Annotated in this window: 12 protein-coding genes; 10 read left to right on the top strand and 2 right to left on the bottom strand. The window is 61.7% G+C overall.

What is annotated here, in order from left to right; all coding sequences use genetic code 11:
• Positions 1–7 precede the first annotated feature (7 nt).
• Entirely contained in the window at positions 8–2,923 is a 2,916-nt protein-coding gene (locus ACZ6WW_RS16150; RefSeq protein ID WP_465275102.1) for a PAS domain-containing hybrid sensor histidine kinase/response regulator, read from the bottom strand.
• A gap of 120 nt (positions 2,924–3,043) precedes the next feature.
• On the opposite strand from ACZ6WW_RS16150, the gene ACZ6WW_RS16145 reads away from it, so the two are divergent.
• The 9 genes from ACZ6WW_RS16145 to pgaD all read left to right on the top strand — a co-directional run bounded on the left by ACZ6WW_RS16145 (position 3,044) and on the right by pgaD (position 12,542).
• Positions 3,044–3,673, top strand: coding sequence for a response regulator (locus ACZ6WW_RS16145; RefSeq protein WP_281849206.1), 630 nt, complete (start codon positions 3,044–3,046; stop codon positions 3,671–3,673).
• A gap of 270 nt (positions 3,674–3,943) precedes the next feature.
• Entirely contained in the window at positions 3,944–4,549 is a 606-nt protein-coding gene (locus tag ACZ6WW_RS16140; RefSeq protein WP_465275101.1) for a hypothetical protein, read from the top strand.
• Positions 4,550–4,616: 67 nt separating this feature from the next.
• Positions 4,617–4,877, top strand: coding sequence for a GlsB/YeaQ/YmgE family stress response membrane protein (locus tag ACZ6WW_RS16135; RefSeq protein WP_465275100.1), 261 nt, complete (start codon positions 4,617–4,619; stop codon positions 4,875–4,877).
• 19 nt (positions 4,878–4,896) lie between these two features.
• Positions 4,897–5,349 (top strand): SRPBCC family protein, encoded by a 453-nt coding sequence (locus ACZ6WW_RS16130; protein WP_465275099.1) that lies wholly within the window; start codon positions 4,897–4,899, stop codon positions 5,347–5,349.
• A 259-nt stretch (positions 5,350–5,608) separates the two neighbouring features.
• Positions 5,609–6,742: a GGDEF domain-containing protein gene (locus ACZ6WW_RS16125; protein ID WP_465275098.1), complete on the top strand. Its 1,134-nt coding sequence runs from the start codon at positions 5,609–5,611 to the stop codon at positions 6,740–6,742.
• 119 nt (positions 6,743–6,861) lie between these two features.
• Positions 6,862–8,949, top strand: a complete 2,088-nt coding sequence (pgaA, locus tag ACZ6WW_RS16120) for a poly-beta-1,6 N-acetyl-D-glucosamine export porin PgaA (protein ID WP_465275097.1) — start codon at positions 6,862–6,864, stop codon at positions 8,947–8,949.
• 3 nt (positions 8,950–8,952) lie between these two features.
• Positions 8,953–10,842: a poly-beta-1,6-N-acetyl-D-glucosamine N-deacetylase PgaB gene (gene pgaB, locus ACZ6WW_RS16115; protein WP_465275096.1), complete on the top strand. Its 1,890-nt coding sequence runs from the start codon at positions 8,953–8,955 to the stop codon at positions 10,840–10,842.
• 9 nt (positions 10,843–10,851) lie between these two features.
• Positions 10,852–12,099 (top strand): poly-beta-1,6-N-acetyl-D-glucosamine synthase, encoded by a 1,248-nt coding sequence (pgaC, locus tag ACZ6WW_RS16110; protein WP_465275095.1) that lies wholly within the window; start codon positions 10,852–10,854, stop codon positions 12,097–12,099.
• Positions 12,096–12,542, top strand: a complete 447-nt coding sequence (gene pgaD / locus ACZ6WW_RS16105) for a poly-beta-1,6-N-acetyl-D-glucosamine biosynthesis protein PgaD (protein ID WP_465275094.1) — start codon at positions 12,096–12,098, stop codon at positions 12,540–12,542. The genes pgaC and pgaD overlap by 4 nt, the downstream gene beginning before the upstream one ends.
• A gap of 4 nt (positions 12,543–12,546) precedes the next feature.
• Here the strand turns inward: pgaD and ACZ6WW_RS16100 are convergent, their stop codons facing one another.
• Positions 12,547–12,807: a hypothetical protein gene (locus ACZ6WW_RS16100; RefSeq protein WP_281849197.1), complete on the bottom strand. Its 261-nt coding sequence runs from the start codon at positions 12,805–12,807 to the stop codon at positions 12,547–12,549.
• Between the two features lie 378 nt (positions 12,808–13,185).
• Between ACZ6WW_RS16100 and ACZ6WW_RS16095 the strand changes: the two genes are divergently transcribed.
• A complete protein-coding gene (locus ACZ6WW_RS16095; RefSeq protein WP_465275093.1) occupies positions 13,186–14,439 on the top strand; it encodes an efflux RND transporter periplasmic adaptor subunit in 1,254 nt (417 codons plus the stop codon).
• The last annotated feature ends 18 nt before the right edge of the window (positions 14,440–14,457 follow it).

Here is a 14,457-nt window from a genome sequence, read left to right as displayed (position 1 = left end):
TAGCTATTTAGGGGGTTGCGGCAGGTGGGTGGGCATTAAGTTTTATAAGAAACTTCTCGGTTAGCTCGGCGAATCCGGGCAGCTCCGGCAGGGTCTGAGACCCATGTTCCCCATTTAGGGCCTGCAGCAGTCGCCGGCCCTCCTCCATTAGCGCGCCGTCCTCGTTGAAAAGCTGCAAGGCCCCGAGCAGGCGGTGCAAGGCCAGCGATGCGGCCGCGCTATCGCCCTCGGCGACGCAGCGCGCGAGCTCGCGAAGGTCGTCCCGACTGGCGTTGGTGAACATCTGCAACATCTGCGAACGGAAGGCATCGTCGGCGCCCGCGACACCGGAATATCCATGCGCTTGGGTGGGCAGTTCGATGGCCCGATCCGGCAGCCATTGACCGAGCTTCCGGCTGAGCGGCAGCAGTTGCAGGGGTTTGCTGAGCACGTCGTCCATGCCCGCGTCCCGCGCCTTGATCGCTTCGCCACCCAGGGCGTTGGCCGTCATTGCGACAATCGGCAGCCGGCGTTGGGCCGGTGCAGCTGCTTCATGGCGACGCCATGCCGACGCAAGTTCGTAGCCGCTCATCGTGGGCATGTTGCAGTCGGTGAGGAGCAGGTCGTAGTCGCCGCCGGACAAGGCTTCATAGGCATCCTGTCCGTTGTCCACGACATCGCAGCTGAGCCCGAGCAGGGCGAGCTGGCGGCCGATCAGTTGCTGGCTGATGGGGTGATCTTCGGCGACCAGAACGTGGCCGCGATGAAGCGGCAGATCCGCCTGCGCTGTCGCCAGCAGGTTCGAGCCAGGCAGCGGAGCCTGGTCGATAGCCGTTCCCGGCGATGCGGTCGGTTGTTCCAGGGCCGCGTCCAGTTCGAGCGAGACCATGCAGGCACGTATCAACGATTGCCAGCGCAGCGGGTTCGCGCTCAGCAGGACACGGCCGTTCGCCGTTTCGACGCCCATGCCGCGGAGCGGCTCGCCGGTGACCGTGACCACGTGAGCGCTGACCTGGGTGGCGCTGGCCTGATCGAGCGGATCGATAAAGAGCAGGCTCGCTGCCATGCCTTCGCGCAGCGGCTGCGAGGGTGGGGCGTTCTCGACACTGACGCCTAACGATTTGAGCGATTCGCAAAGTGCCGTGGCGATGTCGTCCGAGCCGAGACGTACGATCGCGTGGCGCCCACGCAAGTTTGCCGGTGCTGTTGCGTCGCGTTGAACGATCGACAAGCGCAGGTCGAGCATGACGGTGGTTCCCGCCCCTGGCTCGCTGCTCAGTTCGATGCTGCCATCCATCAATTGCGCCAGATGACGGCAGATAGCCAGGCCCAGGCCGGTGCCGCCGTAGCGGCGACTCGTCCATGCTTCGGCCTGGGTGAAGGGATTGAAGAGGGTGGCCTGCCGGTCCTTGGCGATGCCGATACCGGTATCGGTGACACACAGGCGCAGACGCTGATGCGAGCCATCGTCGCCCAGCAGCATAAGACGTACGGAAACGCTGCCACGCTCGGTGAACTTGGTGGCGTTGTTCACCAGGTTGAGCAGAATCTGCTTGAGGCGAACGCTATCGCCGCGCAGCGCGCCGGCAACGCCGGTATCGACGGATGTGCGTACGCTCAATCCTTTCTTTTGAGCCGACGAGGCCATCACGTTCATCACGCTGTCGATCAAAGCGCGTGGCTCGAAGGCGGTTTCGTCCAGGCGCAGGTCGCCCGCTTCCAGCTTGGAGAAATCCAGGATGTCGTTGAGTATCTGAAGCAACACGCTGGCGGAGTCTTCGACGGCGCGCAGGAGTTCGCGCTGCTCCGCATTGATCGGTGTATGGCCCAGCAATTCCAGCATGCCGATCACGCCGTTCATCGGCGTGCGGATCTCGTGGCTCATGGTGGCCAGGAAATCCGCTTTGGCCTTGGAGGCGCGCTCGGCGACATCGCGTGCGATCCGCAGCGTTTCGTTGCGAAGATTGAGTTCGGTCGTGTCGATGAAGCAGCCCAGCAGACGCAGATCGCCGTTCGGCATCCGCTGTGGAGCGAGCATGGCGTGGATCCAACGCAATCCTTCCTGGCCGAAGGCGCGAAAATCGAGCGATCGCAGCTGCATATCGCCGTTGGCGGACATGAAGGCATCGAAAGCCGGCAAGTCGTCCGGATGGACCCGATCATGGAGCGCGCGTTCGCGCAGCACGTCGCCCGAATCCACCAGATCGGCGACGCCCAGGCCGAACAGCGCATGCATGTCGCCTGCGGCAAAGACCAGCCGGTGCACATTCCGAGCGTCGACGGCGCGTGTGAAAATCACCAGGGGAATGTGTTGCGCGATCTCGCGCAGGCGAAGTTCCGTGGAGCGCGCCGCTTGCTCGGCAGCATGGAACTCGGTCACCTCAAACAACGAGCTGGTGAAACCGTCAGGCTCGCCACCAGGGCTGAGCAGGAGCTTGTTCAGGACGACCGCCGCGCGTGTTCGTCCAGCGTCGTCTGTGTAACTTATCTCGTGACGATAGCCATCGACGCCCGCTTGCAACGTTTGCGCGATGTGCCGATCGTCCATGGCCGCCATCAGGGCATCGAAGGCCGGCCGGTCGCGCTGGCAGGCTGCATTGGCGCTCCGGCAGGTGCCATCGAGGTGGTGCACGGCGACCGGGAAGGGCAGTGCATTGAGGGTTTCTTCGGAAAAAAAGCGTTGGCCGGCCAGTTCGGCCTGCAAGGCCTTTGCATTGCGATCCCTGCGCTGCAGGAGCCAGGTAAGCATCAGCCCTACCAGGGCTGTGGCCAACAACAGACCGGCCAAAGCCAGAGTCACAGGGGTGATGGGCACCGCCCGGTTGTCCACCCAGGCTGCCGTGGACGCGTTGTCCAGCACAGCCGCCAACCACCCCGAGTGGTCCGGCATCAGTCCTTGGAGGGCAAGGTAATCATTCGGCGGCACTGTCGTGGTCGATCCCATGTAATAAGCTGCTGCGTGGAGAATACCGGTTGCTACGACTCCTGTTCGAGTCCAGGACAAAGGGAACACGGTTGAATTCAGGGTGTCGAGGACGTTGCAGTTGCAGGGTAAGGAGGGTGTGTGAGGATCATTATTTCCGACGACCATCCGGTGGTTCTGGCCGGGCTCAAGGCATCGCTACAGGCTTATGGCGACCGCTTCACCGTTGTCGGCGAGGCCTATAGCGGGCCGGAGCTGGTTTCGTTGGTTTCGCGGGTTCCCTGCGATCTGTTGATCACCGATTTTTCCATGCCGGGCAGCCACCCCGCCAGTGATGGCCTGAGCATGCTGCGGCAATTGCGCGAGGCCAGTCCACAACTGCCTATCCTGGTGTTGACGATGCTCAGCAACCCCGGCCTGATCCAGGGCATGATCGCCGCCGGTGTGCGTGGCGTGGTGGACAAAATGGCGGGCACCAAGGAGTTGATGCTCGCGATCGATGCGATTCGTGCCGGCCGTACTTATCTGAGCGAGCGTACGCGTCGCCAGATCGAAGGCACCACCACGCCCACCGATGAGCACGGGCCGATTTCTCCGCGCGAGGCGGAGATCGTTCGCTTTCTTGCCGAAGGGCTTACCGTGTCGGAGATTGCGCGGCGTACCGGGCGCAGCGTGAAGACGATCAGTCAGCAGAAGCGCGACGCGATGCGCAAGCTTGGGCTGGAGAGTGACAAGCAGTTGTTTGAGTATGCTCGGTCGCTTGGGTCTTAGTGGGGCAGCCAAGTCCTTGTAGAACAGCTTCAGAGACCTTCTAGAAGCATCTCCTATACGTCGCCCCGGCGAAAGCCGGGGCCCAGTGCCTTCCCCTTGAACGTGCTGAAGACGCTAGGCCCCGGCTTTCGCCGGGGCGACGATGAAAACTGAGGTTATTCGCGGCTCTCTGAAGTCGCTACGCCCGCTGAACACCAACCCTTTTATCAGCGCTTAGGACTTTTCCGATTCCAAGCGCGCCCCCGCTAGCCCACATTACGCATCAAGACGATGCAGTGGCCGCTCGATCGGGCCGCAGCACCTGCCTTCCCGCATACCAGGGATGTGTATGTGTCGGTGAGCACGCCGACGACCAACCGACCTCCGCCCCCTTGGTTCGGTTTGTTGGGAACTTTATTGGGTGAAGGGGTGAGCTTGGGGTGCTGCCGCTTGATGCACCCGCCGGCCCATCACCATCCTTTTCGTTTTCCCGACCACGGAAGGTTGGGAAACGATTCCTGGTTTCTTATGACCGTGTCCAATCAACGACCTTCGCTTATCGACATCTTGAGGCATATCGCCAGCGGCATTGCGCCCATGCCTGGCCACGCCGGTTCGTCGGCGCGGGAAGCGGGCGAAATAGTCATGAAGCGCGAACTGGCCGATCTGCTCAAAGAGATCGATCCGGACGATCGAGCATCGTTGGAAAACATCCGGCTGCCCATGCTGCGCAAAATCTTGCTGGCGGAGTGGGGTGAGCTGTCGCTGTCCGACCCGTCCATGCAGGTCATGTTGCGCGCCGCCGATCGCCTGGTCGCGGTCGATCCGAAAATGCAGGAGACGCTGCGTCGCGCGGTCATCGCGCTCAAGTCGCAGCAGCGCGTCGCCGAGACGTGACGCGCACACGATAACCACAGCATCGGTTGCGAACTTCATACACATCACTATCGACGGAGCAGGGAACATGGCAGCACATGGCATCATTGTCTGGATCATCATCGGTGCCGTCGCCGGCTGGCTGGCGGGTCTACTGGTAAAGGGCGGCGGTTTCGGCCTGTTTGCCGATATCGCGGTCGGCATCGTCGGCGCCTTCGTTGGCGGCTGGCTCGCCGGGTTGCTTGGGATCGGCGTGAGTGCCGGCCTGTTCGGTTCGATCATTACCGCCACCATCGGCGCCGTCGTTCTTTTGCTGGCGCTGCGTGCCGTCAAGGTTCTGGTCAAGTAACGCCGGCACCTTGCCTCGCATGAAGATATCCCACGGGCAAGATGCATTCTTGCCCAGAGATCCTGTGCAGGTGTTCAGGGTCATCGACGATTTTTCCTCGACGCATCAATGGCTGAACCGTTGCATTCGGCTTCAACGATCGGGCGACGGGGAAAATCGAGTGGGTGACCCGCTGAAGTTTTTCTACCAGGGCGTCGCCCGCGATGGCGTGATGCCCGGCGTGATCGTTTCCAGGCGGCCATTTGAAAACCTCGCTTGCGAGTATGTGGCCCGCCGGTTCAGGGTGCTGGTCGACTTCTCGATGCGACCGCATGGAAACGGTACCTACCTGACCCACACCATCGACATCACGGCGCGCTCGCCTCTGGCACGACTGGTGGCGCCGTTGATCAGACGCGCGGTCAGCAGGCAAGTAGGCAATGCGATGACAGGTCTGAGGGCGTACTTGCTGCGGACTCACGCCATCGAGTAGCAGTTGCCCGGGCATATCTTTGTTGCCCTAGGACTTTTCTGATTCAAAGCGCTGACCGACGCGAGCATATTTATGCAATGTCGAGTGATTCGACGGGTTCGGCCGCACGCGATACGAACCTGTCGGGCGTCGACACCATCCGTACGTAGAGGGCAGGTCAGCCCTTTCTTGTTCGTGTAGTCGCTGGCACCAGGGCTTCAAGATCGTACTTGAATTCATGGCGACCCAGGGGGAAGCAATGAGAAAGATGTATCGACAAATGAACGACGCGCTGCCGATTCGCCTGGTGGCCTCGTCGACACCTGTGCTTGCCACCAAGAACGATAACGTCGTCCATGGCGGCAAGGCTACGCCTCTGCATGTCGCCGCGGGCACGCAGTCTGCCACGCCGAGTGCAGTGATGCTGCCCGACCGTGCAGCACGTAGTGAAGGCCCCAATGAGCAACGCGAAGGCTGGATCGAAGACCAGACGCTGCTGTTCGATGCTTCCTTGAAAGCGGTTTACGACACCTTTCCCATGCCGATCGGCCTGATCGGTCGCGATGGCCGCTACATCGTGGTCAACACCGCCTACGCGGCCATCCATGAGCTGGAGCCGGCCCAACTGATCGGCAACCGTGTCGAAAACTTCGTGCCCGGTGCGCTTGCACAATTGCGTCAGGATCTGGCTGTACTCGATGCGGGGCTCAGGGTCGCCGATCGCGAAATTGCCTGGAAGGAACGTGTCTTCCACGAGCTGATTCAGCCGGTGAAGAATGCGGGCGGGCAGGTGCTGGCGCTTACCTCGACGCTGGTCGATATCACCTCGCGCAAGCAGGCCGAGCGCGTACTGGAAAAAAACCATCGTCGCTGGCAGTTTCACGCCAGCCACGATCATCTCACCGGATTGCCCAACCGTCGTCATATCGACGAGGCGATCGATCAGCAGCTTCGTCGTTCCGTACAGGATGCGACGCCGTTGTCGGTCTTGATGATCGACGTGGACATGTTCAAGGATTACAACGATCACGTCGGGCATCTGCAGGGTGATCAATGCCTGCGTGCTATCGCCAAGCAGTTGCGCCAGGTCATGCGGCGCAGCAGCGATGTGATGGGCCGCTACGGTGGCGAAGAGTTCATGGCGGTGTTGCCGGGCACCGGTGCCGCGCATGGGCTGCGTATCGCACTCAATGCATTGCAGGAGGTCCGCAACCTGCAGCTGAAGCATCCAACCAGTCCGTATGGATGCGTCACGTTGAGCATCGGTGTGGCGACGTTCGACGATTTCACGCGTAAAGCCAGCGTGGCGCAGCAGCGCAGCGAGCTGCTCGGCCAGGCCGATCGCGCGCTGTACACCGCCAAGGCGCAGGGCCGCAATACCGTCTGTGCCCATCCCTCGACGCACCGTCCCTAGCCAGGGATGCCGGGCCGATTCGGCCCGGCCTTGATGCCGCGCAGGCGCTGCGCACCGTCAACACAGTGAAAACATCTGCGGCCATGCCGCAGAACCTTAGCCATGGACGTCGTACTCGCATGACCGTTGTTGCACCACGTTCTAAACCGATCGTCTGTCGCTTGGGCCTGGCCGTATCCATTGCCGTGGTGTTTGGTAGCAGTACATTCTGCCGAGCCGCAGATGCAGCCGCCGTCGTTGCGCCGACCTCGCGCGACGCCCTGCTCGCTCATGCTCGCGAACTGCAAACGCAAGGGCGCCGCATCGAAGCACTGTCTGCATGCCAGGCCGTCCTGCAGCGCTGGCCGGACGATCCGGCGGCGAAGCTGCTGCGTGTGCGTCTGTTGTCGGAGCTGGGCGCCGCGACGCAGGCCCTGCAACTCGCTCGTTCGCTGGATCCGGCGCTTGCACCCGACGAGATGGCGCGTCTGGAAGCAAATGCCGCAGCACATCAGACCACATGGGCCGCCTGGGTTAACGAAAATCCCCGCCGCCCTTATGTCGAAGCCGATCGTGCCGTACAGAGTCTGCAACTGACAGCGGAACACTATGACTCGCGTGTTTCGGGGCTGGATGAGCGATTGGCAGCCGATCGCCTGATGGCCTATGCGCAGGCACAACGAAACACCGATGCCGCGCACGAGTTCGACCGCATGCGTCAATCCGGTCAAGCGGTTCCCGGGTATGCGCAGACAGCCGTGGCTAACGCGTTGCTGGACGTACGCCGTCCCGAAGCGGCCATACCGCTGTTCGAACAAGCCATACACAACCGTCCGGGCGTCTATGCGGAGTCGGAAACCGATCCGAGGATCGGATTGATGCACGCCTATCTGGAGGCGGGGCGGCCCAAGGACGCGCTCGCCCTGATCGACACGATGTCGAACAGCCAACCCGCGTGGCTGCCTTCGCCGGGATCGTCCAAGCCGGTTCCCAATCCGCACCGCAGTGAGGCGGAACTGAGTGCTGCCCAGGCACGGCTTTATCTGGAGCTGCTGGCGGACGCATCGCAGCGCGTGGAGGGACTGGTATCGCGCGCTCCGGCCAATGCCACTTACTGGCGCGAATGGGCCAAGGTGCAGCGTGCGCGCGGTTGGCCGCATAGATCGGAGGATGCCGATACGATCGCCGCCGGTCTCGACCCGGAAGACATGGGCACACGGCTTGGAGCCATCGATGCCTGGCGCGATATCGGCGACTTTGCGCCGGTCGAACCTGCCTTGCGTGATGTCGAGGAAGTCATGCCGCGCGATCAGCAGGTGATCGAAACGCGCCGCGAATGGGATCGTCAGCGCGGCTGGCAGTTCGACCTCGAACACGAGCGCGGGCAGGGCGGCGCGACCCGTTTCGGCAATGACGACCACGAGACGCAGGCGACCCTGCAGAGTCCCTTGTTCGACGATCACTGGCGCGTCTACGCGCTCGCCCAGCTGGCCGATGCTTCGCTCGAAGAAGGGCATGCACAACGCGACCGTGCCGGGCTCGGCGCACGTTTTTATATGCGCGACCTGGAGGCCTATATGCAGCTGCTGCCGGGCGTGGCCGGGCAGGCGCATGGGACGGCATGGGAAAGCGGTGTTCGCTGGAACGCCAACGACTACTGGTTGTTTGGCCTGGCATGGAGCAATAAGGGTGACACGACGGTACCGCTCCAGGCCGGTTATTACGGCGTCACGGCAACGACGTGGAATGCGGATGTGCATTGGCGCGCCAGCGAGCTGACCTCGGTCGGCATCGATGCGACACGCAGCCGCTTCACTGACCATAACCGGCGCACCGATTGGCAGGTCGACTTGCAACAACGGCTGCATACGGCAGCCTTCTTTACGCTAGATGGCGGGCTGGAGCTCGGGCAAACCCGCAACGACCTCAGCTCGGTGCCGTACTACAGCCCTTCGCGTGCGCGTTGGGCCACGCTTTCTGGCCGGCTGAAAAGCGCCCTGTACCAGCACTACGAAACGCAATGGCGGCAACAGATCGATGTTGCAGTAGGTACCTATCAAGAGCGCTCTTATCAAAGCGGCTGGATGGCAAGCATCCAGTACGGACAGGTGTTTACGCCGCGAGGCGGGCGCACTTATGGATGGAGCCTCGGATGGGCGAGCCAACCGTATGCGGGCAGGCGCGAAACGCGTGTCACGCTCGATTTGAAAATGCATTGGGGAGAATGACGCGTGCACCGGATTGCGATATTCGCTTTCGTAGCGATTTCATTATGGTTCCTGGCGACGCTGGCCGATGCGGGGACTCCGGCTGCGGTTGTGCCAGTCCAGAACGCTGCATCCGACGTGATTGTTCTCAACTATCACGACGTGCGTGACGACATTCGCGACGCCGGACCCAAGGACAGCACTGCGATCAGTACGGATCATCTGATTGCGCATTTCGACTGGCTGCGCGCCAACGGCTTTCATATGGTCAGTCTGGACGATGTGGTCGCCGCCCGGCAGGGAAGGCGTGCGTTGCCCGCCAAGGCGGTGCTGCTGACCTTTGACGACGGGCTGGTCAGCTTCTACACGCATGTGTATCCGCTATTGCAGGCCTATGGCTATCCGGCGCTTTTCGCGCTCGAAGGCTCCTGGATGGATTTGCCCGAGGGCCAGCGCTTCGACTACAACGGCACGCTTTGCGGGCATGAATGTTTTGTCAGTTGGGCGCAGGTGCGTGAGATGCAGTCGTCCGGCCTGGTGGAGCTGGCCTCGCACACCTACGATCTTCACCACGGGATCGATGCCAACCCACAGGACAACCAGATGCCGGCCGTGGTCAGCCTTGGCTACGATCCTGCGCGGCAACACTATGCCGATGTGGCAGCGTACCGCGTGCGTATTCATGACGATCTGCAACGAAGCGCGGATGAAATAGAGCATGAGACCGGCCGACGGCCGCGTGCCATCGTGTGGCCCTACGGCGCCTATAGCCAGATTGCGGTGGCGCAAGCCAAAGCCGTCGGCCTGGATGTTTCGCTGAGCCTGGCGACAGATCGACCGATTGCCGACGGCACCATTGCGCGCTTGCTGGTGGCCGACAACATCGGCACGGACGGATTGGCGGCACTGATCTACCAACGCAGGCAGCGCGAAGCCCAGCGTATCGTGCAAGTCGATCTCGACTACGTCTACGACAAGGATTCGCAGCAACAGGAGAAGAATCTCTCCGCGTTGTTGGAGCGCATCAAACGCCTGCGCCCCACCCAGGTCTGGTTGCAAGCCTATGCCGACCCCGATGGGGATGGGGTGGCCGATGCGGTGTATTTTCCTAATCGGCATCTGCCGATGCGCGCGGACCTGTTCTCGCGCGTGTCGTGGCAGTTGCATACGCGCGCCGAGGTTCAGGTGTATGCGTGGATGCCGGTATTGGCCTTTCACTTTCCCGACGCAGCGGCGTTGCCCACGCTCGGCCATGGCAGCAAGGACAAGGATCATTATCGGCTGGCGCCGTGGGACGCGCGCGTTCGCGAAACGATCGGCGATGTCTACGAGGATCTGGCGATGCAGGCGCCGCTGGACGGCATTCTGTTTTCGGACGATGCCTATATCCGGGATACGGACGCGTTGGGTCCGTGGGCCGGCAGCACGCCAGGCCAGCGCACGCAGTATCTGATCGCCTTCACCGATGAGCTGACCCGTCGCGTTCGCCAGTGGCATCCGCAGGCGCTCACCGCGCGAAACCTGTATGCGCGGCCTGTGCTCGATCCGCGCTCGGAGGCATGGTTTGCGCAGAACCTGGCGGCGTTCAACGCCGCCTATGACTACACCGGCCTGATGGCCATGCCTCAGCTGGACCAGGAGCGCGCGAGCGACGCATGGTTCGAACGACTCGCCACCGCCGTGGCGGCGCAGCCCGGCGCGATGGAGCGCACTGTCTTCGAGCTGGCCGCGGTCGACTGGCGCAGCGGAAAACCTGTGCCCGAGAAAACCATGGGCGCGCGCATGCGTCTGCTGCTCGCCAAAGGAGCGCGACATATCGCGTATTACCCCGATGACTTCGTGATCGATCGTCCCGCACTGGAAGCGATTCGGCCGTATATCTCGGCAGCCACGTACCCCTACCCGGAACCATGAGGACGTTTCATGCGTGACATCGTCGCATGGCTATTCGATTTTGCGTTCTACTATCCGCTGATCATGTCGTTCGCCTGGATCAGCGGGAGCCTGGTGTATTACTTCCGTTGGGAACGCAAATCGCCGCAACGGGTCAAGCCGCCGGAGCTTGGCGATTATCCCTTCGTCACGCTGATCGTGCCCTGCCACAACGAAGGCGAGCAGGTCAGGGAGACCATTTCGCAACTCGATGCGCAAAAGTATCCGCATTTTGAAATCATCGCGGTCAACGACGGCTCCAGCGACGACACCGGTGCGCAGCTTGATGCGTTGCTGAGCGAATTTCCACGTCTTCGTGTCATTCACTTCGCGAGCAATCAGGGCAAGGCGATGGGGCTGCGCATGGCTGCGATGGCCGCCAAGGGCGAGTTTCTTGTTTGCATCGACGGCGATGCGTTGTTGGATGACTACGCCACGCATTGGCTGATGCGGCATATGATCAGCTCTCCGCGCGTGGGTTCAGTGACGGGCAACCCGCGTATTCGCAACCGGTCCACGTTGCTGGGCAAACTGCAGGTTGGCGAGTTCTCGTCGATCATTGGTCTGATCAAGCGTGCGCAGCGGGTATACGGACGCGTCTTCACGGTATCGGGCGTGATTGCCTGCTTTCGAAAGAGTGCGCTGCACGATGTCGGTTACTGGAGCACCGACATGGTGACTGAAGATATCGACATCAGTTGGCGCTTGCAGATGCGTTCATGGGATATCCGCTACGAACCCAACGCGATCTGCTGGATCCTCATGCCCGAAACCTTGCGTGGGCTGTGGAAGCAGCGTTTGCGCTGGGCACAGGGAGGGGTGGAGGTGATCCTGCGTTATGCCGGCGATCTGCTTAGCTGGCGCAAGCGCAGAAAGTGGTTCGTCGCCATGGAGTACCTGCTGAGCGTGCTGTGGGCCTATTCGATGCTTGGCATCGTTGCGCTGTGGATGCTTGGTTTGTTCATTCCCATGCCGCCCTACCTTTACGTCGCGACGCTCTTCCCGCAATGGCATGGCGTGATGCTGGGTATCGTCTGCCTGATCCAGTTCGCCATCAGCAGCCTGATCGATCGTCGTTACGAAGCGCGCGTCGGGCGCAACTACTACTGGATGATCTGGTACCCGCTGGCCTATTGGATCATCAGCGCGGCAACCACCGTGGTCGCGCTGCCCAAGGCGCTGCTCAAGCGCAAGGGCACGCGAGCTGTCTGGGTCAGTCCGGACCGGGGTGTGCGATGAGAGCCGAAGCGATCCTGATCCAGCGGCAGACCCGGCCACGCCACGCACGCAATGCGTTCTTCGCATTGATTACGTTTGTGGCCTGGCTTGTCTGGGGTGTGCTGTGGTTGCCGATGATTACGCTGGTCGCCTGGTCGGCGGGGTTGCGCAACGGCTATATCGAGCTGGTCGTGCGCGAGCACGGCAAGGGTTGGCACGATCTTGTCAGCATTCTGTTTATCGCCGCGGTGTGTGCTGTCATTACGCTGCTATGGTCCGGCTATAACCGCCTGCGTTACGGCAGTTTGACCCGCCGCAGGACGCCGACTGCCGTGACGCGTGAAGCGATGGCCAGGTCGCTCAAGGTCCGGACGACGACGGCTGGGGAATTGCGTTCTCAAAGGCGCGTGGTGTTGCAGTTTCTACAGGACGATAGCGTGATGCATCGGGTCGACTCGCGTTGATGGGTCAACCCGACATGGCGCCCCCGCTGTTTTCGTTGCCGTTGGCCTTGCGCAGGATTGCCAGCGCCTCTTGAAAGATGGCGGGGACCGGGCCGGGGATGTCTTTGCTTTCCTGCGACTGGATGGCAGCGAGATCGCCCTCGACGCCAGCGATCAACGTATGGATCAGCCCTGGATGTTGCCCATTCAGATGCTGCAGCAAGTTTCCCAGGATGTAGCTGCACGCATAGGCTTTGGCATCTGCGCGACTGAGTTCGGTGCTCATGGAGATTTCCGGTGGGTGTGGGGAAATGGGGCGTATGCCCCGCCGCAATATAGCCCGGGCCCCATCACCAGGAATTGACAGCATGCGTCCATATAGTGTGCCGATGGCCGCGCCGTAAAAGGACATTGCCACGCTAGCCAGTTTGGGCAGGCGTTAAGCCATGGTTCGGGTCAGGGCCTCCCAACCCCAGCTGCTCAGTCACCACCAGGGCAGGACTCAAGGTGACGAGATCGCATGCTCTTGCGTCAACCGCGTGAGTCGATGAGCCGTTAAATCCACTTTGGCAATTTTGCTGACGATGTTTCTTTCCCCAGGGAAGCATTGCTTTCACAAGTGGTCGTGCCGTCGTAGCGAGACGCGTCCATCAGGAGATGGTTTATGAGTGGCGTTTCCCAATCAGCTCGCCCCGTTCGCAAGAGGCGCGGGCTGTTCGTCGTTGTTGTGATTGTCGTCGTTGCCGTGATCGCCCTGATCGTGGTTCATCTTATGGGCGCCAAGAAGACCAGGGCCGGTACACCTCCGCAGGTGGTCAGTGCGGCCAAGGCAACGCAGGGCGAGATGCCTGAAATTCTCAATGCCCTGGGTACCGTGACGCCGACGGCCACCGTCAACGTCCTGCCGCAGCTGAGCGGCTACCTGACGGCGGTGGGCTATCAGGAAGGCCAGGACGTGGAGAAAGGCCAGTTCCTGGCCCAGATCGATCCGCGGCAATACGAAATCAGCAAGCAGCAGGCCCAGGCTCAATTGGCCAAGGACGAGGCAAGCCTCGCCCAGGCACGTTCCGACCTGGCCCGCTTCACGCAGTTGAACCAGCAGAAATCGATCGCCGAACAGACCTATGTGGACCAGAAGTTCACCGTCCAGCAGGACGAGGCAGCGGTGAAATCCGATAAGGCCAACATCGCGCAGTTCGATCTGGACCTTGCCTATTGCCACATCACCGCGCCAGTGGCCGGGCGTGTGGGCCTGCGCCTGGTCGATCCGGGCAATTACGTCACGCAGTCGAGTTCACCGGGCATCGTGACCATCACCACCATCAAGCCGACGACGGTGCAGTTCACGGTGCCGCAGAACGCATTGAACAAGGTGCTGCAGCGCTTCGGTTCGGGCGCCAAGCTGGCGGTTACCGCTTTCAGCAGCGACAACAGCAAACAGATCGCCACCGGTACCTTGTATGCGCTCGGTAACCAGATGGCCACCGCCACCGGCACGGTGACGTTGCGCGCCACGTTCCCCAATGACGACGAGGCGCTGTTTCCGAACGAATTCGTCAACGTGACCCTGCTGGTCGACACACTGCAGAAAGCCGTGCTGGTGCCCACACCTGCCGTGCAGAGTGGTGCACCCGGCGATTACGTCTATCTGGTCAATGACGATCAGACGGTCTCCGTACACAAGGTGACGCTCGGTCCCAGCGACGGCAAGAACACGGTCATTGCATCCGGTCTCGCCGTCGGACAGACCGTCGTTACCGACGGCATGGACCGCTTGAGCGACGGCGCCAAGATCAAGCTTGCCGGTACGAGGCCGGCCGGTGCGGGCAGTGCTCCGGCATCTGCCTCATCGGCACAAGGCCCAACGCAGATGCATGCGCACAAGCGCGGTAACGCCACCGCTACGTCAGCTTCGTAAGCGGCGGATACCACTCCG

The sequence above is a fragment of the Dyella sp. NPDC103356 genome (assembly GCF_055584465.1).
The sequence above is the reverse complement of the archived record's forward strand: the minus strand, read 5'-3'. Positions and strand labels throughout refer to the sequence as shown.